This is a genomic window from Moorena sp., from assembly GCF_982860115.1.
Genome location: NZ_CEYLVT010000040.1, coordinates 1 through 26,984, shown reverse-complemented (window position 1 = coordinate 26,984; position 26,984 = coordinate 1). Strand labels below are relative to the sequence as shown.

Below are 26,984 nucleotides of genomic sequence, written 5' to 3'. Positions count from 1 at the left end.
ACTAACGAATAAAGACTAAGGACGAAGGAGTATCGATAAGTTCAGTTCTTGGAAAGGTTCGGAATCTGGCTTAATCTCAATTTGATTCGGTTGAGCGGATTCACCATTTATCAGTAAATTATATTTACCCTGCTGCAACCCTTCTAAATAAAAGACCCCAGCACCGTTGGTAATCGAAAAAATCGATTTTCCTGAATCAACTGGTACTGCTTCTACCTTCGCCCCCTGCACCGCTTCTCCCGCAGCATCAGTGACTACACCTGCAAAGGTGTAGGATAGTACCATTGGCACAGTAACTGGAGTATAGCTACCAGGCACCACCTCCACCGCATAGGCTGATTCCTCGGGTTTCCAGTCGATGGGATATCCGGCGGGGTCAAGGTCGAGGCGATAGGTGTCAGGGTCGAGTTTGACAAAAATCCCATTGTTGCGAATGTCTGGTCGCAACGAGGTTATCGATTTATTATTCACCAGTAACAGTAAATCCGGCTCTTCGACGTAAATCTGTTCCCCTTTATCTCGCTTACCATTGCCATTGTTGTCAAAGAATGGCTGAATTAACAATCCTCCTCGGCTGCGTAAGCGGTCAAAGCGGGTGTCGGCACCGCTAAACCCTGATTGGACATTGATATTGGGAGAGAGCTCAATCCTGAAGGTGCTGCCATCAGAGGTAGTAGATATTTCTTGGTAACGTAACCGCAATACTAATCCGGGAATCACGGCACTGGACGCTGAGGCAATCAATCCATTACCCCGAGAACCGAAGCCATAGCCGAAATCCAAGTCCCAGAGATATCGACCATCACTAGACTGTTGTGGAGAACGATAGCGCCAAGCTAAGCGAGCCAGGTGATCATCACGGTTATTGGAATCCCGGGTTTCGTAACCCAGTCGCAGGGAATGTCCTCTTGAGCCACTGCTATTGGACAAATAATAGATTAGTTCGGAATTGGTAGTGATTTCATTGCCTCGATGGGAGAGTCTCAGACTTCCTAGGTTAGACCTCAAACTCCAGCGCAAGTTATTATTGGTGTCCATGTCAGCACTGGCAAAGAGTGAGAAATTTTGGCTAGTGTGGGAAATGCTTATACCAGCAGCTAAGGCTTCCTCCCGAGTGTTTCCACTGGCTCTTAAGGTTAAACCACGAAAGGCTTGCCAGTTGACCCGAAACCGCTGGGCTAGACTATCACTGTTGAAGTTAAAGCTTAGCTTAGGGGAGGGTTGGAAGGTAATACTGGCATCATAGTCTATCCCCTCATCCTCTGTACCCAAAAGAGCAGACACTTTTACCTTTAACGGAAAGCCAGCAGGTTGATAGAATAGTTCCCCTAACCCCAACACTGACTGGTCGTAAACCACCCCCATCCCTAAAGTCAGGTCTTCTGTGACTCCTAAGCGATAGGCAATTCCACCCCGCACGTCTGTAAACTCACCAAAGAAATTCCCATTCTGGCTCGATTCTCGACTCAAGCCCGTGGAAACCACTAAAGCAGAGGCTCCCTTGGTTAATTGACCAGGTAGAGTGGAGAAATTGGCCTCTCGAATTTCCGGGTCCGCAGTAAGCTGTCCATCGGGGTATAGAAAAACGCGATAAGTATTGCTACCGCCTCGTCCAGTTATGACATTTTCAAAGCGGTAAACCCCAGAGGAGTCCACTAGGATTTCATCCACCACCACATCATTAAAACCTTGGGTCAGCTGGACTAAGGTACCCGGTTCAGCTTCCCCAGTAATGCTACGTCCAATTTCATTGGCTTGTAACCGTTGGGTAGGACTAAATCCACCCCTTGATAAGGGTGGGGTAAATCCCCACCGCTGGATAGTGGTCGCACCCCAATATTGACCTGTTCCTTGATTTCGCCAAAAGGTAGGCTGGGAACCTAGGACAAAATCCGCTGCATCGGTTTGGCGAAAATACTGAGCTTCCTGTAACCGAAACGTCCCGGTATCGGTTAAATCCGGTTGGCGAGTCCTCAGAAACCAGCTACCTCCTAATAAGGTGCCGACGGTGGTAAATTCTCCACTATAGTTTGTGGAATTAGAAAAGGAACTGCTACCACCCCCTCTGCCACTAATATTTACCCGTTGTCTGATCGCGGATATGCTAAAGGCAGGGGCATCAATCTCAGATAATCCTTCCAGTACGACTGGGATTTCTGGAGTTCGCCGACCTTTGCGCCGCACATTCAACCAGGGGGGATTAAACGTAATGGCGTATTCAATCATGTCAAACTCCGTCGGCACTCCTAGAAGAGTTTGGATGGTTTTGACAGGAATGACTACTCCTAATTCTGGGTCAGTTGGTAATTCTTCTGGATTGATGCGGGTGACTAAACCAGGCGATCGCACTTCTAATTGACCATCGTCTAAGGGTTTGACATCTAATTTCAAGCCCTTAATCACATCATCTAAGGGAATCAGCCACGTTTCAAAATTAATTGCCTGGGAACCATCTTCAAATCCCCGCACTAAGGTACTAGGAATCACATTCTGTTTTCCCAGATTGACCCCTACAGGAAGAATAATCAATTGATCACTATCCTTTCGCCTTGGGCTAGAGGTAGTGGCGGCGACTTCCGGTTTTGATACCTCAGGTGCTAGGGTTTGGGCAACAACGGAAGTTATGGTAATCAAAGAACACAAGAGAGTTGTTACAGCTAGATAAGCTAGTGAAATAAGTTTCATCCAACACCTATGAGCTGACTAAATTCTGACTAAATTTTTTAAGGGAAACTACATACAGACTTCCCAACTTGGTCAGCTCAAGTAACAGTAACTAAGGGGTTTGATACTTCAGGGTTGTTGCACTAGCAGTACTTACGTAGTAACTCTACCTGTCGATTGGTTTCTTTTGGCACTTTACTACTAGAAAAACGATCACGCCATCACCCCATCACCCCATCACCCCATCACGTTATCACCCCATCACCGGTAATTTCATCCACCGTAATCAAGTTCACTGAATTTTAAACTTCGGTATCTTTCCGGATGTATCCAATTAGGAAATTAGGAAACAATAGAAATACAAACGAACAGTTTATTTCCCCCAGATAAAGGACATGAGAAACCAATTCGGTAAATCCTTAGTTATTTCCGCCTTGACTGCTTTAGGTGTTGCTGCTGGTGCTACCAGTGCCTTTGCTCAGGTACCTCCTGCTCCTATAGAGCAGGATTTTGAATTTGAGGGCACAGTAGAGGGAACCTGTTCTTTTGTAGATGTTCAACCTGGTGCTTTAACAAACCCTAATCCCGAAGTATTAGCTGTTATTAACCCAGGTGATTATGCTACAGGTTTGATGCTTTGTAATAGTCCAGCAACTATATCTCTTGGAGACTTGATGGCGACGAATGAGGTATCTCAAAGACTTTTAGACACCGCAGAAACCTACACCTATGGCGTTTCTTTTACTGAGATTGATGGTCCAACAAATGATGAAATCGAACGTACTATGGGAGAACCTGCAGCAATACCACTAAATTTACCTCCTAGCGAATTCGAGGTTGAAGCTGACATGATTATCGAGGGACTTTTACCCCTTGAAGGTGGTGATTATGCCTTTAAGTTTACGGTAACAGCTACAGCTAACTAAAGTCAACTCTTGGCTGGAAGCCAGCGACGTATCCCGCTGGAAAATTGATGTAAATGCAATTAACCTCTAATTTTTTGTTGTCTCCGTGGGAATCGGCTTGACCCGATTTATCCTACGGAGATTTTACCAACAAACGACGGATTTATATTAATCTAAATATTAGCTAATATTCTATGAATATCTATAATAGCATTCCCATACCGACAAATTTAAGGTAAAACAATTAGTATTTGTATTATTTAATATGGAAATTAAATCTACAATAATCCTAGAAAAGTTCTTACCATATTTACCGTAATTTGATTCACAAAAGGCGGTGATTACACCTTTAAGTTTAAGGTGACAGCTACAGCTAACTAAACTCAACTATTGGCTGGAAGCGAGCCACATATCCCGCTTAGGGAAATTCCAGCTATTTTGTATAAATTGTACTTGACATAGAAAATAGGCTTTTAACCAGTTAGTGATTCGGATGGCTGGTTAAATCATCCCGCAATCATCCACCAAAAATATGTCAAATCTTTATTAAGTCTTTAGATTTAACACTTCTGCCCTTGGTATCATAAACATGATACTTGTTCTTTGAAGAACCCAAGAAATCAGATGTTGCTTCGACAAAAATCGCGCCATTTCATCAGTTGGAAGACAAAGTAGTGAGCAATATCAGTGATCAGACAGAATGCGATCAAATTCAACCGGAAGTCGATCGCTTACTGGATAGGGCTGAAACAGCTGCAGGTATTTTTAGCACTTATACCACAGCACAGGTGCAGAAAATTATTGAAGGGATGGCCCAGGCGGGAAAGGAAAAGGCCGAATTCTACGCTGAATGGTCGGTACGTGAGACGGGCTACGGTAATGTGAATGATAATGTGAAAAAAAACCTGGACTGTTCCCTGGGGTTGCTGGAAAGATACCAGACTGCTGATTTTATCGAGCCTGTTGTGGATTATGAAAAGAAAATCATCAGTTTTCCTAAACCCGCAGGCATTATCGTTGCCCTGATACCGAGTACCAATCCGGTGATGACCGTGTATTACAAGGCAATGGTTAGCATGATGACCCGGAATACGGTTATTTTTTCTCCTCACCCTGCCGCGAAAGAATGCTCGATACACGTGGTTGATTTGATGGCTCAAGCCGCTGAGAAAGCAGGTGCCCCGGAAGGGGCAATTCAAACCATACGTAGCCCTGGCATCCTCTCCCTCAACTGTTTGATGGAATCGCCCCGTGTTGGTCTGATTCTGGCCACTGGTGGTCCCAACAGGGTGCATGGGGCCTACCGTTCCGGCAATCCGGCAATCGGTATGGGGCCAGGTAATGTAGCCTGTTTTGTGCATCAGTCAGCCAACATCCCTGTTGCGGCTGAACAAATCATTGCTAGTAACAGTTTCGATCATGCTCTACCTTGTGTCTGTGAATCCGTGGTAATCGCGGATCGCGCCATTGATCCGCAGCTCAAAGCAGCTATGGGGGGATCGGGCGGGTATTTTGTGAGCGATGAAGCAGAGCAAAAACTGCGCGCCTATCTTTTCCCCGACCGTGGAGTCAATCCCCTAGCCCTGGGGAAAAGTGCGGCCTGGATTGCCCAGCAGGCAGGTTTTTCTGTACCAGAGGGCACGAAAAGCCTGATCGTTGAAATTGACACAGTGGGTGCAGATGAACCGATCAGCCAAGAGAAACTGTTCCCGGTTATGGGATATATTGCAGTTGACGGGATAGAAGCTGCCATTGACACTGCTTTAGGGATGCTGGATACAATGGGCAAAGGTCACTCGGCAGTGCTTCACACTAATGACCCTGCAGTTGTAGCGCGTTATACCGCAGCTCTGCCGGTCTGCCGAATTGCGGTGAATACCAAGGGTGTAGAAGGCTCCAGTGGTTTTTCCACCAATCTGACGAGGGGTCCAGTGATCGGCACTGGCTTTTTTGGCGGCAGCTCGGTGGATGACAATATCGGTCCTAAATATCTGGTGCAGTGGTCCCGTGCCGCTTATCCTACCGATCTGGAAGTATCAATGGGAGATATGGAAGCAGCGGTTGCCCAACTGTTGTCGCAATCAGTGTAAAGGTTGTGGACAAGATTGTGGGTTGGGATTAGACAAGGAAAGAAAAGGTATTCAAGACAATGGCAACAGTTTCGGGTACTGTGCACATGAAATACGTTGGGGAATCGGACAATATTGCACTTTTCATCCTCGATCGTCCCGATAAAGCCAACGCATACCATAATGCTATGATCTGCCAGTTCGCAGAACAGCTAGCGGCGGCGGTTGCCAATCCTTCCATTCGCGCAGGGGTGGTCACCGGTGCAGGGGATAGGGTATTTTGTGCCGGTGCCGATATATCCAGCTTTGCCAACAGGTCTTATCAGGATGGGTTAAATTTACTGAGCCGACAGCTTTTTGATAACTGGGCTAATGCACCGTGGCCAACAGTAGCAGCGATTAACGGACCTGCCATTGCAGGGGGTCTGGAACTTGCTCTTGCTTCTGATTTGCGCATCTGTAGTCCCTCCAGTTGGTTTTCACTGCCTGAAATCGATTTGGGGTTGATCCCGGCTGCTGGAGGGATTCGTCGCCTGACCAAACTCGTAAACGAAGCTAGAGCAAAGGCGATGATTCTGTTCGGACAGAAAGTGGATAGTGCAACTGCTTTGGAATGGGGGCTGGTTTCTCAAATCAGCGATCGCGTCCTAGAAGATGGGATTCACCTTGCGGAAGCTGCCGCACGACGGGATCCTCTGGCTACCCGCCTGGCTAAAATGGCTTTGCAATCGGTTAATACAAGTTTGGGAGATGCAAGCGTAGAAGCAGTTGCCCAAGCCCTGCTCTATAATCGCAAAACCCAAGTAGAATAAATGGAGCAGAAAATGCAAACTTCTTCAGTTTGCCCAAGGCTAATTGCGATTGGCACGGAAACACCGCCACAAAAATGTACCCAATCCCAAGTGCTGGAGCTTTTTGGGATAACGGATAAGAGAATCAACAAAATCTTTAGTAATTCCCATATTAAATCCCGGCATCTCTGCCTGCCAAAGCCTAATCCCGATGGCAGCATACCCGACGAAAGCCCTGGGGAGTTACTGGACAAACACCAGCGCGTGGCTTTGGATATTGGACAGTCCGCAATCAAAAAAGCCCTAAAAAAAGCTGGGCTTACTCCTCAGGATATTGATTACATGGCAGTGGTATCGACCACCGGCCTACTGTGTCCGAGCCTAACGGCGCACTATATAAAAGCATTGGGAATGCGTCCGGATATTCAGCGCATTGATATTGTGGGAATGGGTTGTAATGGCGGATTAAACGGCATGCAACCTGTCGTCAATTTTTGTGCAGTCCACCCAGAGGCAATCGGTCTATTACTTTGTGTGGAAGTATGCTCTGCAATGTATGTTATTGATGAGACCATAACCACTGCGGTGGTGAATTCCCTGTTCGGAGATGGTGCAGCGGCAGCGGTGATTTCTGCAAAACCCTTCCCTTTGGTACCCACCGGTCCTAAAATTCTTGGCTTCACTTCCCATATCATCCCGGAGGCCATTGACGCGATCCGGCTAGACTTTGAGGAAACCAAATATTCGTTGTACCTGGATAAACAAATTCCCTACCTGCTGGGACTGAATGTCAACACACCTGTGGATAATCTGTTATGGCGCTTTAACCGCAAACGCCGGGATATTAAGCACTGGATTATTCATTCCGGCGGACGTAAAGTGATCGATTCGCTCAAATATTCGTTAAATATCACCGAGCACGATGTGCGATATACCACGAGTATATTACAAAATTATGGTAACTTATCCTCTGCTTCCTTTCTATTTTCCCATGAAAAATTATTGGAGGAAGATGTAGCCCAGACGGGAGATTCGGTGGTCATGATCACTATGGGACCAGGCTCGACCATTGAATGCTGTTTAGGAGAATTCTGAAATGAAGCAATACACAACTATCAAATTGACCGAACAGGATGCGATCGCTAATGTGAATTTACTATGGCCAGATTCGAGTAGATTGAATCTGGCCTTATTGTCCGATTTAATTGAGTTGATGGATTACCTGGAAGATGAAAGCGCCTGTACGCTGATCGTATTTCAGGGGCTGAGTACCCAGCAACAATCCCTTAATCCAACTCCTCCCGATATTGACCATTGCAGCAAGTGGGAAAAATTCTTAGTGCGTCTGGAACGTTTGGCGGGGGCTTCGATCGCTTGTATTGATGGATTTTGCACTCGTTTTCATTTTCAATTGGCCCTTGCCTGCGATTATCGTGTGGCAACAACCCGCTCAGTGTTCCAAGCGCCGGAAGTCAAAGAAGGTTACCTGCCTGGAATGAGTGTATTCCGACTGGCCAAATATACCGGAATTGGCCATGCCCGTCGCTTGCTTTTCACCGGTGCCCAGTGGTCCGCTGCCGAAGCTGCTGGATTCGGGATTGTCGATCGACAATGCGAAGCAACGACCTTTGAAAAGGCGATTCAGGAATCTCAGGAGGCACTGATGCCGATCCATCCTAAAGTGTTGCAAAACACGCGCAGGTTGCTCAATGAGTCTTTCGCAACATCCTATGAAGATGCCATCGGGCATTTCTTAGCAGTACAAAACCTATGTTTAGTTGACACTCCCCGTCCTGAAGGAGCGGGGATTCTTGGATCTACGACTCGTCTTGCTCAATCAAACCGGAGTCAGAAAGAGTAGAGGGCAAATCTCCCCGAGCGTTTAGATCATTGACCTAGGTTTCGGTGTGCCCCACCGTACCTTTTTTATATGGATAGACCGATGGTTTTTCTTATCTAATTTTTTCATAGACTTTAAAGTCGTTAGACCAAATTACGCAATACGTATCTAATACATATTTTTTACGTTGTCTACTTATGATTAGATAATACCTATCTAAATAAAAGTTTATTACTTATATTTTTATAATAGCACATGAAAAAGTAGTCCTACAAGGACCGGGCCCGATTACCCAAAATTTTTGGTAAATTACCGCAATAAACGGTTACTGATCTCCAGGACAAAAATCATAATGATTCCCTATCAACAGATGTTTTGCATCTTGGACTATCGGATAGTCTCCTATTTCACGGAAACTTGTATTGGGCTTGGGGTGTTTGATCATCTTGCTGCACGCCCCTTACCTGTGTCGGAGTTAGCCGAGCTGACTGGGACGCACCAGCGGGCGCTCCACCGCTGCGTGCGTGGACTTGCTCATTTTGACTTGTTTGCGATCGCAGCAGAGTCCACCGTTTCACTTACGGATGTCTCACGACACTTGATCCTGGAATCCGAATTTTCTCTCAGGCCCTGGCACGAATTCTGTCAATTGGCTCAGTCCGGAAAACACCAGAAAAGGCGCTCTCTGTGGGAGCAATTGCTGCGCACTGGCAAAAGTATTTACCAGCTCGGACGCGATCGCTTGTTTTATGATTATTTAAGAGAACACCAAGATCTGGCAGCGGCTTTTGACAAAGCCATGGAATCAATGTCACGGGTCGAAGTTTGGGATATTTTGCAGCGCTTCGACTTTTCCGGATCAGAACATCTTACCGAAATTGCAGGTGGAAACGGGTCGCTCATTGCCGGAGTGCTGCGCCAGTATCAACAGATCAAAGGGCAGCTTTTCGATTTTCCAGATGTTGTCAATCGAATTGAACCGATTCCACGCCTAAAGACTGTGGGTCTAGACATGCATGGGTCGCTGCCCAAGATTCCGGGTGATGCCATGATGAAACGCATTTTGCATTCCTATTCGGACGAGGGTGCCAGCAATATTCTCAACAATGTTGGCAGCGCCATGCACTCCGGAAACAAGCTCTATATTTTTGAGTTGATTGACTCGGAGGTCACAAATAATCCTTATATCGGCATCAAGAACTTACAGATGTTGCTGGTGCATGGCGCTCCAGGGGAGAGCGGGGGGCCGGGAGAGCGTACTCAAGCCGAGTTTACATCCCTCCTCAATAAAGCCGACTTTGAACTACTTGAAACCCAGCGGCTGCGATCAATTGATGCAGTAGTTGCCGTTCGTAGATAGAGTGCTAGTGTGAAACTGTTCTAAGCATCCTCACCTGGTATCCCCTCAGGGTGCCAGATTTTGATACGCTTCTCCCGAAATGCTTTTTCTTCTTGATAAAGGTTTTCCAGTTCTATCACCTTGTCTTCAGAGATTCCCAACTTACCAGCCATCGTACGAATGGTGGCTTTTTCTCCATCGCTGTATTCACCATCAGCAGCGGAAGCCTGAATTGCTTCGTAAACAAGGACATAACGTCCTTGTTTGGCGAGTGGATCACTGAACACAAGTTTTTCTATGTCATCAGTAGAGCCGGTTCCGTTATAATTCTTCAGTTCATCAATTTGACTTTCACTCATCTCAGGATGATAAGTTGTGGCGTGGCCAATTACCCAATCCCGTTCTGCTTGTGTGAGTTCTCCATCCCCGTTGGCACACAGCAGAAGCGCCTTGTACCAAATTACAGACGTTTCAGGAGGGAGCGTCTTTGTGATCCCGTAACGTTCGGTCTTGATCCACGGTGCCGGTCCATACACTTCATACATTATTATTTTTCTCCTGTGCTCAACTGCCATTAAGTATACATAGGAATGCGATCTGATCCTTGAAATAGAGTGGCCGAAGCTATCGCTATAACCCTTGCCCAACAAAAATTTGATATTTTGCTTATTTTACAAATTATTTAGGATTGCTATAGGAAGTTTACAATCTGTTAATCTAAGCCAAAGGTTCACTATATAATAATTCAGCTATATGTGATCCATCAGCCACTAATAACTAGTAAGTAATAAAAAGTAATAATTATCTAAATTTCGTATATCTTTGGGAATAATCCGAATGGCAATAGGGGAATAATACGGATATAAAACCGTAACGTTATCCCAGGAAATTACCATGTCAAAAAAACTGATTAAATCCTTAGTCATTACTACGATAACTGCCTTGGGCATAGCCGCTAGTGCTATAGGTGCTGGTGCCCAGTTAGCGACATCTGACCAGGAGTTTATGTTTTTTGGAACCGTGGAAGGAGTCGGTTCATTTGTTAACGTAGAAATCGGAAGTCTAGAAATTTCTGAGAATCGATTGACCTCTAAGGTTGAGCAACCAGCTAGAAGTAACCTAATATTTAATTCTAACGTCACCGTCAGTATTGGGGAATTGATTCCCTTGAATGAGCGGTCTCGGAAACTTTTAGACCAAGCAATTCAGGTAGAGTATGGCATCTTAGGTCGTCCTGTGGGTGGCAGTCCAGATGCTGAAATTATTGAGATACTATCAAAAAATGGTCAAGTAGTTGATAATCGAAACCAATCCACAGTAGAAACTAATGAGTCTGTTAACTACGATCTTGTGGCTTCTTTGTCCATTGAATCTTTGAGACCACTGGTGGCTGGTGAATATCTCTATAAGTTTAATATTACTGTTTCTCCTAATTAGTTTTTAAAAGAAACAGTAATCAGATAAATTCGGAGCAGATAACAGGATAATGATCAATTAACAAAAAGATAATATCTGTGTTAATACTACCTTTTTTTATTGCAGAAGTAGGGAACTTTGGATTGCGGCAGGATTTGAGACACTAGTTTTGAACTTTTCCAAGAGGTCTGCTGATTGGCCTACTCTGAGTTTACCTACTCTGAGCAGTGGTGCTGCTGGGAACAGTCAGATTAATACTAAAAGGCAGGGTTTGTGAATTCTCTTCTTCCTCCCAAAGCAAGGTTCCAGTCAATTGGTATTGTCCAGCTGTCAATTGCTTGGCATCACTAGGATATCCGATAGAAATCTTCCGTTCCCCCCCAGCAATAACTGTCCATTCGTTTTGTTTGCCAGTGGTGACCGTAGTGTTTCCCTGTTTCAGAGTCCACTCCACCTTGGGACGTGCAGAGGCATTGCCACTGTTGCTAACCTGTAAGAGAATCTGCTTACTCTTGTGATCAAACCTCGCTTCCTCTACGGTCAACTTGGGAGAAATATCTCCATGACGTACATAAACAGTGACACCAACGCGAGGTACTATGCCCATACTTACAGCACCACGGTTATTCTGGGAATGTGCCAGATTTTCTGTGAAAATCACTGCCCGATATTCCCCTTTCTCCATACTAGGAGGAAAGCGGGAAATCATTCGGATGCGGCGAGTGACTCCTGGTTCTACTACCAACTCACGAGGGGAGAATTGTAGATAAGGGGTTAAATCATTAGAGCTAGATTCCAATGCTTCAAACCCATTTTCATCGTAGGTAAAAGGTGTCGCATAGACACGGGCTCGAAATGCCTTATTACTGCGATTGGTGACGTTGATGATACCTTTGGCTTGACCTCGTTCTGCTTCTTCTTCAATAACTAAAGGAGAAACTTGAACCTGAGCTTTAGCTAATCCTGGAAATAGCACCAGTGCAGATAAGGCGCAACTACCTAAATAGGATATTAAATGTTGATTGAGTTTAATCATTTCAAGGGAACAGGGAATCGGGAATCGGGAATTTAGAATTTAGAATTTAGAATTTAGAATTGGGAATCGGGAATCGGGAATCGGGAATTGGGAATCGGGAAATAGGTAAAATATGTGTATCTAATTAATATAAAAGTAAGCGTTTAGCTTATGCGGTACGTCCCAGGGTCGTTCGCACAGCGTGGCCAAAGGCCGAAGGCTGTGCCACGATAATTGAAGTGCCAAAGGCCAACGTCTGACAGCTGTTCACGTAGCGTGGCCTACGGCCAACGGCACGTCAAGTAGCACCATCTGTAGCGCATATGCTTACGATAATTTAGTAACCAGCGATATACTTTAATCTATTGTTGACTAAAATTATGGTAATAGCTATGGTTAAAATTACTGATTTTTATAGAGTATTATTTTTCAACAATCGTTATAAATACGGATATAGCAATCCTAATTTATTTGTAAGTAATCACACAAAAACAATTACGGATTTGACAAAATAAAACACCTGATTTTCTAAGCATTACCAAAAATAGGAATAAGTAATTTATTTTGTAATGATACTTAAAGAATACTTACCTTAAAATCGTCCTGAGTGCTAAGTACTGATAAATTAAGCCACGATCACAGAATATTCAAGTTCAATCCTGACTTAGGCAACAAAACCAGGAAAAGGTTGATATGGAATCCCTTTGCTCTGACACCTATGCCAGCATGATAGTAACGGACATTGCCTCAAATCAAGAAATTTCCAGTTGGAATCGGCAAACCTATCAACGTTTGAAACTCGCTTTGAGCATTGGTCTGCGCCGCCAGCTTTTTTTGGCAGTGTGTGATGACCTGAATCTGCGCAACCAGCTAGCAGATCAACTATACCGGGAGTTAGGCTTATGTGCAGCAAACGGGTCAATGAACCACCAAGGTTACCCAAAGTTGATCAGCCTGAATTTAAATCTGAGCGAACCCAATCCCTTAGCTCAGATTAGTCAATGGTTAACTGACCATGAGGAATCTTACACTTCTGAAAGTATACCGGGATTTCAAATTCTGGGTATAGAAAACTTAACACGGCAACCCGCAGCACTGCAACGATTGTTTCTCAGGCATTTACAGTCGATTGGGAATAATCTCAGCTACTGGGAACTGACTTTCTTGCTCTGGTTGCCACGACCTTGGTTTTATTCCATTCAGCAGTCCGTACCAGAATTTTGGCAACAGCACACTGGTTTCTTTGAGTTTGAAGGAGAACCAACACCCCTATCCCAACGGGTGACTGATACAGCACAGGCTTCTTACAAATTACCCCCTTCAACAACAGTAATCGATCCTGGTCAGGAAGATGTGGATAAATTACCAGGACAAGACGATGTGTTGACAGTTGAAAGTTTTAATGTTGAAGCTTCAAACGATAATTTTCAATCAAAGAATGTGCGACTTGAAAATCACAGTGAAACACCAGAAGATAACTTACAACTAAACAACCTGCCACCGGCAACTGAAACTGAAACACCACAAGATAACTGGGAACCAAACAACCTGCCACCTGGAACTCAAAAACCATCTACAGGCCAAACCTATCTTGAATTGGGCAATCATTATCGCTACCTGATTGAACAAGGAGATGCCTCTGAGGAAAACTTAGTGATCGCAATCCAGGCTTATGAGCAGGCGCTGCAATGGTCAAAATTCACACCCATCGAAGAATCCGCTATCCTCAATGATGTGGGAAATTTCTACTGGATGCTATCTCGTTGTCCGAACAATGACAACCTGATGGTCTCTTATTTGGAGCAAGCCATTAAATGCTATCAAGTAGCACTAAGTGACTTTTTAGCGGAACAATCTCCGGAAATTTTTAGCATGATACAGAATAATTTGGGAACAGCTTATGGAGAGTTAGCCCAGTACCAAGATTTAGCTAAAAACCTGGAAAATTCTATTCGCGCCTATGAAGACGCTTTGCGCTATGGCGGTGCTGACCATGACTTGGTTAAATATGCTTCAACCCAGAATAATTTAGGAACGGCTTACTGGAATCTAGCGCAATATCAATCACCAGTGCCTAATTTAAAGAAAGCGATCGCAGCCTACCAAGAAGCAATCTCTCATCATGACACCACAGCCAATCCTCAGAATTGGGCAATGATTCAAAATAACTTGGGTACGACTTACTGGAGTCTTGCCCAGCACGAACAACCAACAGTCTGCTTGAAGCTAGCCATATTTGCCTATCAAGATGCTCTCAAATACCGGAAACCGGAGGTTGACCCAGCTGGCTGTGCTGCGACCCAGAATAACCTAGGTACCGCCTACTGGCACTTAGGCGACCAGTTAAAGGAGGAATATGGGGCAAGAGCAGAATACCTTAAGAAGTGTATGAGAGCTTATGAAAATGCTCTTGCGATCGCAGGACATCAACCACACCCCTCTGACCAAGTTTCTAACCAGAACAGATCACCTGTACCAGTTAACTTTGATATTATAGCTACCTACAACAACTTGGGGCTAGTGAATTTCCAGCTAGCCACACAGGCACAATTTTCGTTAACCAAAGGGTCTAAGTTAACTCATTTAGAAGCTGCCCTACACCAACATGTGCAAGCTTGTATGGGTACAGTTGATCAACCCGAAACCTACCAAATTTCTCTGAACTACCTGATCCACACCATTCGGGCATTCTCTCAGGAAAATGGTCCTGCGGGACAAAGCTTTGCCCTTTCTAAAGTTCCAGGTCAGCTATTACCAGAAATTTTGCCTCGCCTATAGGATTTTTCTCTGGGTTGTAAACACAGGAATTGGGGCAATAGGCAATAGGCATGCTAGCAATAGGCATGCTAGCAATAGGGGAAAGATCTCCTCAGTTTTATTGTCCAATAAAAAAAGACCATACAGGTTTACATCTCAAAAATTTCTTCTTCTAAAAAGATAGTTCACCATCTTCATCATATTTTAACTGTTGGGGCTTGTTCTGAATCTTTCTAGAAAAGGGTTTTGGATCAGATTGATTTTCGGCTACTGATGATTCGGGTTGCTCTTGGTGAAAGGTAGCCTGAGTATCCTTGACAAACGACTCTACTAATGGCTCTTTGGGCATGACTTCATTATTACTCAGCTCATCATTTAAATCAATAATTTCTCCGCCAAAACAATCTTTAATTTTACCTAAAGCTTGCTCTATTTGATCAGCATTCAAGTCTAAGTCAGAGAAATCATCGGCTGGGCTGGATAATGCTGGGCTGGATAATGCTGGGCTGGATAATGCTGGGCTGGATAATACAGTCTCCGCTGCTTCAGATGTTTCAGAATTGCTAGGAGGGGCAAGGTTTTCTGGCTGGGATGGTTGGGGGGATGGGTTTACCGCTGGCTTTGAAGAGTCACTGGTGCTAGGTGGCACAACTAGTTTGGCCTCGGTTGAATCTCCTTTTGAATCCCTCTTGCTGTTTGAAGATTCCTGTGGTGCTTCTGGGGTAGTGATTGGTGCAGGTAATTTCTGAGTTGGTACTGCTGATAGGGTCACTCTTGATTGAGGAGCGGTCTGGGTGGGGAGTGCTCCTACTAGTTGAAAATTAACTTTCACATGACCTGGATGGACTTTGGCAAATGCTTTTTGAATTTGGGGCAACATTCCTTGTATGAGCTTTTGTACACCCTTCTTTTTGATGCCAATAGATGCCTCTCGGCCATTGAACGCTAATAAACAGCCGTTGCTACGCAGTATTTCTCTAGAGCCATCCAGTTCAATATTATGAATGACCTGTTGCCAAACCTGCTCGATTTCGTAGGGCTGGTTGTTAACCTCGCTATCTCGTTTAACCCTAGCGCTATTGTTAATTTCCTGATTCGGTGTTGAGGTTGTAACTAGATCAGGGCTTTTGGGTATGCCATTGCTAGAGGTGTCCGGCTGTGGTTGAGACCCTAAGCTTTCTGAAGGCTTAGGCTGGTCAGTTTGCTGCTGAGTATTGGGCTTGTGAGCTGGTTGATTTTTTGGATGCTTTGGTGTATGTGTAGTCTGATCTGGGGCAGAGGTTGGTTGATTGTATGACTCTTTTCTGGGCTGATGTCTCGTAACTGGTGCTAGGTTAGGCTGCTGCCTAGGTTTAACTGAAGCTGCTGAGGGTTTGACTGATGGATTTTTAGGGAATAACTGTGAGGTTTCTAGGGATTGAGAGGCAAGAGCCCCTGGCAATAACCCCATTAGGGTGACTTCTAACCACAGACGGGGCTGAGTAGTATTTTTGATCTGAATTTCACTGTCTTTTAGTTTCTGCTGACTACGTAAAATACTCTCCACATCCAGCTGTTTAGCTAACTCACACAGCTTCTGCCAGGTGGGCAGGGTGATGGTTGATAAATTATGACGATCCCGAGCAGTTTTAGCAATCAACAAATCTCGGTAGAAACTAGTGAGATTTTGTAGGATAACTAGGGGTTCTCGACCTCTATCGATCAGATAGCCACACTGTTCTAGTACTGCTACCGGTTCAGAAGATGCGATCGCGTTTAGCAATGCCAGCAAGTCTTGTTCAGGTACTGCCCCTACTAAATCCCAAACCCGCTCTACTGTGACCTGTTCATCTAACAAACTCAGTTGATCTAGCAAACTTTCTGCATCCCGGAGCCCCCCTTGAGCCACTTGTGCCACTAAGGTTAAGGCATCTGGTGTAATAGTTATATTTTCCTTAACTGCAATAGCCTTCAGATGAGACACCATTGCTTCTAGGGGAATGCGGCGAAAATCAAAGCGTTGGCAGCGGGAAATAATGGTGGGTAATACCCGTTGAGGGTCTGTGGTAGCCAAGATAAAGACTACCCGCTCCGGCGGTTCTTCCAGGGTTTTGAGAAGGGAGTTGAAGGCTGCGGTACTAAGCATATGGCATTCATCGATCACATACACTTTGTAGCGGCACTGAACTGGGGCAAATTGTGCCCGTTCAATGATTTCTCTGATATTATCTACACCGGTATGACTAGCTGCATCCATCTCAGTCACATCCAAAGATAAACCACCAGCGATCTCACGGCAGACGTGACATTCCCCACAAGGAAATGGAGTTGGCAAATGACTCTTGAGACAGTTGAGAGATTTAGCTAAAATCCGTGCCGAAGAGGTTTTGCCGGTACCTCTAGGGCCGGTAAACAAATAGGCAGGGGCAATGCGCTCACTCTCAATGGCATTGGTTAGGGTTTTTGCGATCGCATCTTGCCCCACTAAATCCGCAAATCTCTGGGGACGATATTTGTGATGTAGGGGTTCGTAGCTCACGACTTTATGCTGTGGGGGGCTTACCAGATTGCTCTAGTAGTCTTTGACTAATAGTGTTTTAATTTTAGGCAAGACAGATGGGGGTCTTGTTAGGGATTGCTGGAGACAGGGGTTTGTTCAACCTTTATATTCGGTGGTAATCTTTCACCAAAGATAGTAACAGGGATATCAGACTCCTATACTACTGATGGGTTACTTTACCTAAACTATATAATCGAGCATTTCTACCTCATCGATATATATCTTCTGTTTTAATTATGGAATCAGCTATTTCTTCTTCTGTTAGTACAACTGACGAATTACCCCGCGAGGTGAGAGTTGCTCAACTGCGTAATCTGGTAGAAACTCTACACATCGCGGATGAAATTGCCAGCCAAGGCTACCTGATTAGTAGTTCTGAACTGGCGGATTTAATGGATGTCAACGCCAGCGCTGTCACTAGTCGTGGTAACCACTGGTCTTGGCGCAACTGGGTTGTGTCCAGGGTCAGGCGTGAAGGTAATCAAATTCTGTGGCAGTTAGAACGGGTAGACAAAGGGAATATAATGGATGAAGACTAAACCTTAAAAGACTAAGCGCTAGATAAGGGCGTGCCTATACTACGTTGAGACTATGTTGGTAAGCAGTCAGCGGTCAGCGGTCAAGTTATTTGATTCAAAAGCTGTTCGCACCTCAAGTAGGTTGGCAAAAGGCTCTTGCCTGATAGCTGATACGGGACACGCTGAATGCTTACATATGTTGATTGTTGACCCAAGACCCGACCCTTAACGATTAACACTCAACACTCAACCGTACCACTGGTGGAGTTAACTCTATTAACACAACTTGAGGTGCGGCCCGAAAGCACCCCGCGTCGGCGGCGAAAGCCGATAGGTGCGACCCAAGGCCGAACCCGGCGTTGGGTCGCACAAAGAGCGAATTTAATTCTTAATGGTCAGAGCGCACCTAATATTACTTATATGTCTATGTCTTATCACAACTGGGATGATAGGAAAATAGCTAATATATTGGCAGTAACCCTAGTCTTGCAAATGTAGGTTACAGCGCAAGAACATGGGTCAAACAGAGCGAGCAGCTTCATGGCATCCGTACCCAAAATGACTTCACCTGTCTCGGAAAACCCGAAGAACTTGATCCGCCCATTTCAATACCATGATTTGGCAGCAATAGAGAAGCTAGTGCAACAGACAACAGATGGGAAGAGTAGGATCTGCCCATCTGTTGACCCACAGCCACTTAAACACGTTAGAGGCTGGTATTGGTTGCTGAAGTTTTTGAGTTGGTTTCCCAACCCCTATCAGTACAGCTTTTGTATCTATGTGGCTGAGCAACTCCAAAAGCTGCGCGGACTGATCAAAATTTCCCCATTTAATCACACCCGTAGTACTTGGCGGGTGGAGCAGGTGTTAGTTGATGCCAACACTCCTATAGTTAGTAACACCCTGGCAAATAGAGACATTGGCTCGGCTCTGTTGCGCCATTGTTTTGAAAAAATTTGGCAAGCGCGAACTTGGTTATTGGAAGTCAATATCAATCATAAAAGTTCACTGGCTCTGTATCGGCAAAATGGATTCCAACCCCTAGCTCAGATGACCTACTGGGTGATTGAGCCAACACTGCTGGAAAAATTGGCGGTTCGTGAACCAGATTTGCCGAACCTGTTGCCTGTCAGTAACGCAGATGCTCAGTTGCTCTATCAGCTGGATACGGCATCAATGCCACCAATAGTGCGTAAGGTTTTTGACCGCCATATCCAGGATTTTCAAACCAGTATGTCACGGAAAATCATTGATTCACTGTGCCAGTGGCTAAATCATACTGAAGTGATCAGTGCCTATGTATTTGAACCACAGCGTAAAGTCGCCGTTGGCTATTTTCGGCTGCGACTGTGCCATGATGGTAACCGTACCAACTCAGCTGAGTTAACAGTTCATCCAGCCTACAATTACCTATATCCAGAGTTACTGTGTCAAATAGCACGAATTGCCAAAAAACTGCCTTCCCAATCCCTACATCTGGCAACGGCTGACTATCAAGCTGAGCATGAAGAGTATCTAGCTCAGCTGGGAGCAGAACGGATTGAGCATACTCTGCTGATGTCCCGTTCTGTCTGGCATAAGTTGCGGGAAACCAAGTCTGTTACTTTTGAGTTATCGGATGTGCTTCAGGGGCTACAGCCAGCCCGAACCCCAATCCCCAGCCGCATATCCTGGTCACAATCCCCATCGAAGAAACACCGTGCTAAGGGGAAAAAGGTCTCTATTGGGGTTTCCCAGTCTAAGAGTGTAGTCTCTCAAGAGGAGAAGGTGTCGGTTAAATCTTCACCACAGAAGTAGTTAGAGATTCCAAGTTGGGTTATAGCTAATGTAAGAAAGCTTCATACCTAATGTGCCATTTCCAAAATTAGCTCTGTGACTGTAAATTTATAAGATAGGAGCTTAAGTTATGGAAAGAATTTCAGCACTGGGATTGGATTTGGGAAGCAAACGTATTGGTGTGGCCGGTTGTGATGGGACGGGTTTGATTGCTACTGGTTTAACTACCATTGAGCGTACCTCCTTTCAACAGGATGTTGACCAACTGCGAGAGTTAGTTGAAACCAGAGAAGTGCAGGTACTAGTGGTAGGTTTGCCTTATTCGATGAATGGGACTCTGGGTTTCCAGGCACGAAAGGTGCAAAAATTGGCGAGGCGATTAGCAGCAGCACTCCAGCTGCCCCTAGAGTATATCGATGAACGGCTTACCTCTTGGGAGGCTGAATCGCGACTTAAGGCGAGTAAGCGATCGCTTACCCAAAATAAAGGACTGATTGACCGTCACGCTGCTGCTATTATCCTACAACAGTGGTTAGATAGGCGGCGCTCAGCTAACCATCAGAATCCCCCAGCCTCGGGGAATTGAATCCCTTCTTGATGGTGATAGAATAGAAAACTGTTGACTTATACTAATTAAACTTTATCGATGAGTCTAACTCAAGAACGTAAAACTGAAATTATTAATGGCTACCAGGTCCATGAAACTGACACTGGTTCGGCAGAGGTGCAAGTGGCTATCCTGACTGAGCGTATCAATACATTGAGTCTCCATCTACAAAGCCACAAAAAAGATTACTCCTCTAGACGGGGATTGTTAAAGATGATCGGTCGCCGCAAGCGCTTACTTAGCTATATTCGTCAAGACGATCAACAACGGTATAAAAACTTGATTGAGCGCTTAGGTATTCGGGGTTAGACCCTAGTTTAACAGACCCTAGTGGAAAAAAGTTTATGTCTACTGAACCATCACGGGAGCGATTGCCTTTTGAACCACGTCAAAAGCGCAAAAAGAACCCTAAAGCCCAAAATTCATCAACAAATCCCCAAACTACTCCTAAGGAAAAACCTAGTCAAACTACTCTCAAGCAAGAGAAGAAGCAACAGAAGAAGCAAGATAAGCCAAGGGCTGCGTCAAACGAATCAATGGCAATCCCCGATGTGGTCAGTAAACGGATGGTGCGTCGGATGGCTCTAATGTGTGGTATTCCCAGTTTCTTAGGGATAGCTACATTTGTGGTTAGCTATTTATTGATCACACAGGTTGGGGTAGAGTTACCCCATGTGGCAGTGATTCTGGTGAGTATGGGATGCTTTGGTCTAGGTGTGTTGGGGTTGAGCTATGGTGTTCTTTCTGCTTCGTGGGAGGAAGATATACCAGGAACCTTTTTTGGTTGGCAAGAGTTCACCACTAACCTAGGCAGATTGACATCAGCATGGCGTGCTGCTAAGACAAAAAGTTAACCCTTTAGGGATCCTATGGTCTCAGTTTGGGTATAAGGTTACCAGGTAGGAAGCACTTTTGGGCTTCCTAAGTAACCTGGGTAAGTGATTTGTTATGGAAATAAACTAATTAATAGATTAATTGTCATAGTTTTGGGTTCTTCCGCCTAAATCAAAGATTTTAGACAGGGAATTCCCTCAAAATTTTGCTTAAAACAGATATCGCGACTAGTTAAACATTAATATAAGCCAAAAAGGCATATATAGAGCCAGAAATTGTTCTATAGAATAATAAAGCACTATGTTAACAGCAAAGGGTAGGAAATCGACCATCTCCGACCCACATTCCCAGACTGGGGCTAAAATCCCTAAGCTGTTAAGAATCTAGTTGTATTACACACTCTAAGGGAAATCTTGAGTTTCAGCCTTAGAATTATCTTTGTTTACATGTACAACCAATTAATCGGCTCTTAGTCGGCTCGTTTTTCATCCCCGGTCATTAGAAGCGGGGTTTATAAACTCACGAGGATTTTTTTTATGATAGTAGTCATGAAGGTAGGCTCTCCAGAAGTCGAGGTTACTCGCCTTAGCCAGGAACTTAGTCAATGGGGGCTGACTCCAGAAAAAATTGTTGGTAAGCATAAAGTGGTGTTGGGTCTCGTCGGTGACACCGCTTCTTTAGACCCCCTGCAAATTCAGGAAATTAGTCCGTGGATAGAACAGGTACTGCGGGTAGAGCAACCGTTTAAACGGGCTAGCCGTGAGTATCGTCACGGGGAAGCCAGTGAGGTACTAGTGCCAACGCCGAATGGGCCAGTGGTCTTCGGTGAACACCATCCCTTGGTGATTGTTGCTGGTCCGTGCTCCGTGGAAAACGAGGAGATGATCGTGGAAACAGCACGCAGGGTTAAGGCATCAGGAGCTAAGTTCTTGCGGGGAGGTGCCTACAAACCCCGGACATCCCCCTATTCCTTCCAGGGTCATGGGGAAAGTGCGTTGGATTTGCTAGCCAAAGCACGGGAAGCAACTGGCTTGGGCATCATTACCGAAGTGATGGACACGGCTGATGTGGATAAAATTGGTACGGTAGCAGATGTTCTGCAAGTTGGTGCCCGTAATATGCAGAATTTCGCCCTACTGAAAAAAGTGGGGGCTCAAGATAAGCCAGTACTCCTGAAGCGGGGCATGTCAGCAACTATTGATGAGTGGTTGATGGCTGCTGAATATATCCTAGCAGCGGGCAATTCTAATGTGATTCTTTGTGAACGGGGCATTCGGACTTTTGACCGTAAATACAGCCGGAATACCCTAGATCTTTCAGTACTGCCAGTATTACGACTCCTAACTCACTTGCCGATTATGATTGACCCCAGTCACGGCACAGGGAAGTCTGATTATGTTCCAGCTATGGCAAAAGCTGCGATCGCAGCTGGAACTGACTCGTTGATGATCGAAGTTCACCCCAACCCCGCTAAAGCCCTGTCTGATGGACCACAATCTTTGACACCGGAGGGGTTTGACGAGTTGGTGAAAGAAATGGCGGTCATTGGTGAAGCCGTAGGGCGTTGGCCTCAATCTGCTGTGGCTCTTGCTACTCATTAGTAGTTAGTTTTTAACTATGACCTGAGTTCGACATAACCAACTTAATCCAGAACTCAGGTTAATTAAGACTAAAAACTAAGAACTAATCAAACAAAGACTCTGTGTTCTAGACAAGGCATCTGTTGGCGGACTTGTTGGAGGCGGTTTGGGTCAATTTCTGCGATCGCAACTCCTGGTGTGTCTCCAGCATCTGCCAAGATTACCCCCCAAGGGTCCACTATCATCGCATGACCATGGGTGTAGCGCATGGCATAGTGACGCCCAGTTTGGGCTGGGGCAATCACATAGCAGGTGTTTTCTATGGCTCTAGCTTGGAGCAGAACTTGCCAATGGTCTTTGCCAGTGTAGGCGGTGAAGGCAGCAGGCACAAACAATACATCCGCTCCATTCTGGGATAAGTGTCGGTAGAGTTCCGAAAATCGCACATCATAACACACAGAGAGTCCCAAATTGCCGAATTCTGGGGACGGGTAGACCTTGGGTAGTTCAGTTCCAGCCTTAACTGTCTCTGATTCTCGATAGGTATTCCCATCAGGGAGGTTAACATCAAATAGATGAGCTTTATGGTAGCGAGCTAGTTCATTGCCACTCGAACCGATGAGTAGGGCAGTATTGTAGACTTTACTACTACCCACTGGTACCGGAAAGCCACCACCAAGGATGGTGACCTGAAACCGTTGCGCCATAGTTTGGAGGAATTGTTCACTTCGCTCTGCGATCGCATCAGCGTGGGTAATTTTGTCTTCCTCTGTACCAAGAAAAGAAAAGTTTTCTGGTAAGCTAATCAACTCAGCACCACGACGCACGGCTAGGTCGATCAGTTCTTCTGCCTGAACTAGGTTTTGTTCTAGGTCAGGGGAGCTAGTCATTTGAATGGCAGCTGCAAGATAGCACTTCATTATGATTCAACGGTAGAGTTCTCAATATAGACAGATATTAAATCTATTTTCTATATTTTCCCCAGAATGCCCCAAACCAAATTCAAAAAATTTAATCACTGTCAGACTTACCGTCCCAAGACAAGCACTGGACAATGGGCAAATCGAACGACTCGCTCAGCTACTGACCCCAAGACAAATCGTTTCAGACCGGTGTAGCCATGAGATGGGATCACAATCAGATCAATGGCTTGTTCCCTGGCGTAGTCGATGATGTTTGAGGCAGGATTTCCGATGGTGATGTGGACATGGATTCCTTCGTATTGAGGTTCCTTGAATCTGTCAGAAAGTACCTTTTCCACATGGGATTTACGGGTATGGCTATCTACTGTACGCCACATCACTCCCGGTTCACTAGGGTTGAGAGGGGGTAAGACATGGATAACGTATATATGAGATGCATCCTTGACAAAGTCTATAGTTTTTTCTAAAGCCTCAAAAGAGGTTTCAGAAAAATCAATGGGTACAAGTACACGGTCAGTTGCAAATAAGCTCATAGATTATTGACTCCTATGGCTTGTTTAAAAATATTATAAATACTAATCTTCTAGGAAGATTGAGTTACGGGAACTATTTTTCCAGCATTCAAGCGGTCCATATAGTCTTTAAGTTCAGTGGCTACTTTGCTACAGAGTAAGTAGGCACCGAAAAGATTAGGTAAACCCATAGAAAAAAGCATACTATCACTGAAATTAATGACTGCTTCTGGGTTAGCCACAGCTCCAATAAAGATGGTGATCAAAAATAATATTTTGTAGACAATCAACGTTCTCGAACCAAACAAATAATCCCAACAGATTTCACCGTAGTAACTCCATGAAATCATGGTAGAGAAAGCAAAAAAGAACACAGATATGGCAAGGAGGATGGGAAACCAACTAATTACAGTACCAAAAGCAGCAGCGGTCATTTCGGCACCACCGAACTCAGCAAACTCAGAATTTTTGTATACTCCAGTGATGACTATTACTAAAGAAGTCATATTGCAGATGACCACAGTAACAATAAAGGGTTCGAGTAGGGCTATAATGCCTTCCCGCACTGGTTCCTCAGTCCTGGCAGCAGCGTGAGCAATGGCAGATGTACCAATACCTGCCTCATTAGTAAAGGTTGAACGCCTTAATCCCTGTACTAACACCCCAATCAAACCTCCCTCAACGGCTTGGGGAGAGAAGGCTTCTGTCACAATAGTTTCGATTGCAGATGGGATGCTGGAAAAATTGACAATCAGAATCCAGAGGGATGTCAAAATGTAGATCCCACACATGACGGGTACGATGGTACCAGCCACTAAGCCAATACGTTGAATGCCACCAATAATCACCAATGTCACTAGGCCAACCATGATTAAGCCATAAAGCCAGCCTCGATTCATCAGCCAGGGGACTACGCTGGCCATTACTTCAAAGGATTGGTTAGCTTGAAACATGCTCGAACCACCAAATGACCCAGCAATGGCAAAGATGCAAAATAGGAGGCTGACAATTTTGCCGAGTTTTTGATATCCCATTTCGGCTAAACCAGCCGAGAGGTAATACATTGGACCACCAGCTATAGTTCCGTCTGGTCTGACCACTCGATATTTTTGAGCCAGGGTACATTCTACAAATTTACTGCTCATGGCCAATAACCCCGCAAGGGTCATCCAGAACGCAGCTCCTGGTCCTCCGATACTGATGGCAAAGGCAACACCGCCAATGCTACCGAGTCCAACACCAGCGGATAGCGCAGTTGATAGAGCTTGAAAGGAAGAGATTTCACCGTTTTGGTTGGGTTGCTCGTATTTGCCTAAGGCTATGTCAATGGCGTGTCGAAATCCCCAGATGTTGATGAAGTTCATCCGGAAGGTGAAGAATAGGCTACCACAGACTAGCCACAAGACAATCAGTGGCATACCACCGATGCTGAAGAAGAGTACATTGGATATGCCAGTCAAGATTTGGTTAACAATACCGGTGAGGTTAGTTAGAACCGAGTTGTTTGCTGCTACAGCTAAAGTGGGTAAATTGAAAAAAATATGATCTAGTGTCAACGTCTTTTAGCAATACTTCTTTACAAATTTACCAGGACTGACCAAAAACTGGGCAGCAAATCTACTAGTAGGGTCACCCTAATGGTAGATTTGCTGTCATGATTCAGGGGTATGGTGTTGACAAAGACTAACAAATAAAACATAATAGTAGATTACGTGTCGATTCCTGCTCGGATCAGGTGAAGGCATACCAAAAGCTGGCACAAGCACGAAATCCTATCCATCGGAACAAACACTAACCAGCTACCTGTACGGCAACTCTAGAAAAACAAATCCATGACCTACGCAATTATCGAAACTGGTGGCAAGCAACTGCGAGTAGAACCTGGTCGCTTTTACGACATCGAATTACTCCACGTTGAACCAGAGCAAAATGTCACCATCGACAAAGTCCTGTTCGTTAATCATGATGGTGAAATCAGCATCGGTCAGCCCTTAGTTGAAGGAGCAACCGTACAAGGAACGGTGATGCGACACTTTCGCGATCGCAAAATCATCGTCTACAAAATGCAGCCCAAGAAGAAAACCCGCAAGAAGCGGGGACACAGACAGGAAAAAACCCGTCTGATGATTGATGCTATTAGTATGAATGGTTCTGTGCTCGCCTCGGTTTCCAAAGCAGAGGAAGCACCAGTCTCAGCAGAAACTGCCCCTGAAGCACCAGCCACTGAAGCACCAGCAACTCAGGAAACGGCTGAAACTGCTCCGGAATAGTTCATCCCTCAGACCTGTGGATAGGGCAAAATTCCCTCAAAATTCCCGTAAAAACACTGAAATATAAAGGAACATTATGGCTCATAAGAAAGGAACAGGAAGTACTCGTAACGGTCGTGACTCTAATTCCAAACGCCTAGGGGTCAAGCGCTACGGTGGTCAGTTTGTCAAGGCTGGCAACATCTTGGTACGTCAGCGAGGTACTAAGTTTCATCCTGGTACCAATGTTGGTCGTGGCGGTGATGACACTCTATTTGCCAAGGCTGATGGCATAGTGACTTTTGAAAGAAGGGGTAAAAGCCAAAAAAAAGTCAGCGTTTACCCGGTTGAAACCGAAGCATCAGCTTAGATACAACGGTTTATAGTTGAGACTGAAATCCCTCCATCAGCAGTTGGCTGCTGTTGATGGTAACTGATGAGGCACCCCCTCGGGGGTGCTTTTCTGTCTGGCAAATACAAAAGGTAATGGGTAATGGGTAATGGGTAATCGTTAACTACCAATTACCCATTACCCAATAAGGGATATGATATAGCACTACCCATTAAAGTTAGGACATTGATATAAGCTGAAACGCTTGTTAGAGTCGATGCCTGGTATTACTCAGGGCACCTCTCCTTCAAATCTGGGC

At 45.1% G+C, this 26,984-nt stretch carries 23 protein-coding genes; 16 read left to right on the top strand and 7 right to left on the bottom strand.

All coding sequences use genetic code 11. The features are described 5' to 3' along the window. Positions 1-15: 15 nt before the first annotated feature. Positions 16-2,685: a carboxypeptidase-like regulatory domain-containing protein gene (locus tag AC4II3_RS09560; RefSeq protein WP_488008263.1), complete on the bottom strand. Its 2,670-nt coding sequence runs from the start codon at positions 2,683-2,685 to the stop codon at positions 16-18. 374 nt (positions 2,686-3,059) lie between these two features. Here AC4II3_RS09560 and AC4II3_RS09555 point away from each other — a divergent pair, with 374 nt between their 5' ends. The 6 genes from AC4II3_RS09555 (at position 3,060) to AC4II3_RS09530 (ending at position 9,629) form a co-directional block, all read left to right on the top strand. Further along, positions 3,060-3,590, top strand: a complete 531-nt coding sequence (locus tag AC4II3_RS09555; RefSeq protein WP_488008265.1) for a hypothetical protein — start codon at positions 3,060-3,062, stop codon at positions 3,588-3,590. Positions 3,591-4,165: 575 nt separating this feature from the next. Then, positions 4,166-5,659 (top strand): aldehyde dehydrogenase family protein, encoded by a 1,494-nt coding sequence (locus AC4II3_RS09550; RefSeq protein ID WP_488008267.1) that lies wholly within the window; start codon positions 4,166-4,168, stop codon positions 5,657-5,659. A gap of 59 nt (positions 5,660-5,718) precedes the next feature. After that, positions 5,719-6,450, top strand: coding sequence for an enoyl-CoA hydratase/isomerase family protein (locus AC4II3_RS09545; protein ID WP_488008269.1), 732 nt, complete (start codon positions 5,719-5,721; stop codon positions 6,448-6,450). Next, a complete protein-coding gene (gene dpgA, locus AC4II3_RS09540) occupies positions 6,451-7,524 on the top strand; it encodes a 3,5-dihydroxyphenylacetyl-CoA synthase DpgA (RefSeq protein WP_488008271.1) in 1,074 nt (357 codons plus the stop codon). It abuts the gene before it with no gap. Between the two features lies 1 nt (position 7,525). Next, positions 7,526-8,290, top strand: a complete 765-nt coding sequence (locus AC4II3_RS09535; protein WP_488008273.1) for an enoyl-CoA hydratase/isomerase family protein — start codon at positions 7,526-7,528, stop codon at positions 8,288-8,290. A gap of 331 nt (positions 8,291-8,621) precedes the next feature. Beyond that, positions 8,622-9,629, top strand: a complete 1,008-nt coding sequence (locus AC4II3_RS09530) for a methyltransferase (RefSeq protein ID WP_488008275.1) — start codon at positions 8,622-8,624, stop codon at positions 9,627-9,629. Positions 9,630-9,649: 20 nt separating this feature from the next. Here the strand turns inward: AC4II3_RS09530 and AC4II3_RS09525 are convergent, their stop codons facing one another. Further along, complete coding sequence (locus AC4II3_RS09525; RefSeq protein WP_488008277.1) at positions 9,650-10,153, bottom strand: TerB family tellurite resistance protein; 504 nt, start codon at positions 10,151-10,153, stop codon at positions 9,650-9,652. Positions 10,154-10,502: 349 nt separating this feature from the next. On the opposite strand from AC4II3_RS09525, the gene AC4II3_RS09520 reads away from it, so the two are divergent. Then, positions 10,503-11,045: a hypothetical protein gene (locus tag AC4II3_RS09520; protein WP_488008279.1), complete on the top strand. Its 543-nt coding sequence runs from the start codon at positions 10,503-10,505 to the stop codon at positions 11,043-11,045. A gap of 190 nt (positions 11,046-11,235) precedes the next feature. Here AC4II3_RS09520 and AC4II3_RS09515 read toward each other — a convergent pair whose 3' ends face one another. Further along, positions 11,236-12,060: a fimbrial biogenesis chaperone gene (locus tag AC4II3_RS09515; protein WP_488008281.1), complete on the bottom strand. Its 825-nt coding sequence runs from the start codon at positions 12,058-12,060 to the stop codon at positions 11,236-11,238. A gap of 672 nt (positions 12,061-12,732) precedes the next feature. On the opposite strand from AC4II3_RS09515, the gene AC4II3_RS09510 reads away from it, so the two are divergent. Then, the gene (locus AC4II3_RS09510) at positions 12,733-14,817 is read left to right on the top strand and encodes a tetratricopeptide repeat protein (protein WP_488008283.1); all 2,085 of its coding nucleotides are present in this window, start codon (positions 12,733-12,735) and stop codon (positions 14,815-14,817) included. A gap of 151 nt (positions 14,818-14,968) precedes the next feature. Here the strand turns inward: AC4II3_RS09510 and AC4II3_RS09505 are convergent, their stop codons facing one another. Next, positions 14,969-17,314 (bottom strand): DNA polymerase III subunit gamma/tau, encoded by a 2,346-nt coding sequence (locus tag AC4II3_RS09505; protein ID WP_488008285.1) that lies wholly within the window; start codon positions 17,312-17,314, stop codon positions 14,969-14,971. 257 nt (positions 17,315-17,571) lie between these two features. Between AC4II3_RS09505 and AC4II3_RS09500 the strand changes: the two genes are divergently transcribed. The 6 genes from AC4II3_RS09500 (at position 17,572) to aroF (ending at position 22,671) form a co-directional block, all read left to right on the top strand. Continuing rightward, complete coding sequence (locus tag AC4II3_RS09500) at positions 17,572-17,874, top strand: hypothetical protein (RefSeq protein ID WP_008188499.1); 303 nt, start codon at positions 17,572-17,574, stop codon at positions 17,872-17,874. A gap of 537 nt (positions 17,875-18,411) precedes the next feature. Next, complete coding sequence (locus AC4II3_RS09495) at positions 18,412-19,650, top strand: N-acetyltransferase family protein (RefSeq protein WP_488008288.1); 1,239 nt, start codon at positions 18,412-18,414, stop codon at positions 19,648-19,650. Positions 19,651-19,759: 109 nt separating this feature from the next. Next, positions 19,760-20,215: a Holliday junction resolvase RuvX gene (ruvX, locus tag AC4II3_RS09490; RefSeq protein WP_488008290.1), complete on the top strand. Its 456-nt coding sequence runs from the start codon at positions 19,760-19,762 to the stop codon at positions 20,213-20,215. A 60-nt stretch (positions 20,216-20,275) separates the two neighbouring features. Continuing rightward, entirely contained in the window at positions 20,276-20,545 is a 270-nt protein-coding gene (gene rpsO / locus AC4II3_RS09485; protein ID WP_070395791.1) for a 30S ribosomal protein S15, read from the top strand. Positions 20,546-20,580: 35 nt separating this feature from the next. Continuing rightward, complete coding sequence (locus AC4II3_RS09480; RefSeq protein ID WP_488008293.1) at positions 20,581-21,090, top strand: photosystem II biosynthesis protein; 510 nt, start codon at positions 20,581-20,583, stop codon at positions 21,088-21,090. A gap of 516 nt (positions 21,091-21,606) precedes the next feature. Then, positions 21,607-22,671, top strand: coding sequence for a 3-deoxy-7-phosphoheptulonate synthase (gene aroF / locus AC4II3_RS09475; RefSeq protein ID WP_488008295.1), 1,065 nt, complete (start codon positions 21,607-21,609; stop codon positions 22,669-22,671). Between the two features lie 86 nt (positions 22,672-22,757). On the opposite strand, the gene AC4II3_RS09470 is transcribed toward aroF, so the two are convergent. The 3 genes from AC4II3_RS09470 to AC4II3_RS09460 form a co-directional block, all read right to left on the bottom strand. Continuing rightward, positions 22,758-23,570, bottom strand: coding sequence for a carbon-nitrogen hydrolase family protein (locus AC4II3_RS09470; protein ID WP_488008297.1), 813 nt, complete (start codon positions 23,568-23,570; stop codon positions 22,758-22,760). A gap of 107 nt (positions 23,571-23,677) precedes the next feature. Continuing rightward, entirely contained in the window at positions 23,678-24,106 is a 429-nt protein-coding gene (locus AC4II3_RS09465) for a universal stress protein (RefSeq protein ID WP_488008299.1), read from the bottom strand. A 50-nt stretch (positions 24,107-24,156) separates the two neighbouring features. Next, the gene (locus AC4II3_RS09460; protein ID WP_488008305.1) at positions 24,157-25,503 is read right to left on the bottom strand and encodes an alanine/glycine:cation symporter family protein; all 1,347 of its coding nucleotides are present in this window, start codon (positions 25,501-25,503) and stop codon (positions 24,157-24,159) included. 414 nt (positions 25,504-25,917) lie between these two features. Here AC4II3_RS09460 and rplU point away from each other — a divergent pair, with 414 nt between their 5' ends. After that, on the top strand, positions 25,918-26,355 hold the full coding sequence (gene rplU / locus AC4II3_RS09455) for a 50S ribosomal protein L21 (RefSeq protein WP_008188488.1): 438 nt from the start codon (positions 25,918-25,920) through the stop codon (positions 26,353-26,355). Positions 26,356-26,431: 76 nt separating this feature from the next. After that, on the top strand, positions 26,432-26,704 hold the full coding sequence (gene rpmA, locus AC4II3_RS09450; protein WP_488008301.1) for a 50S ribosomal protein L27: 273 nt from the start codon (positions 26,432-26,434) through the stop codon (positions 26,702-26,704). Positions 26,705-26,984 lie beyond the last annotated feature (280 nt).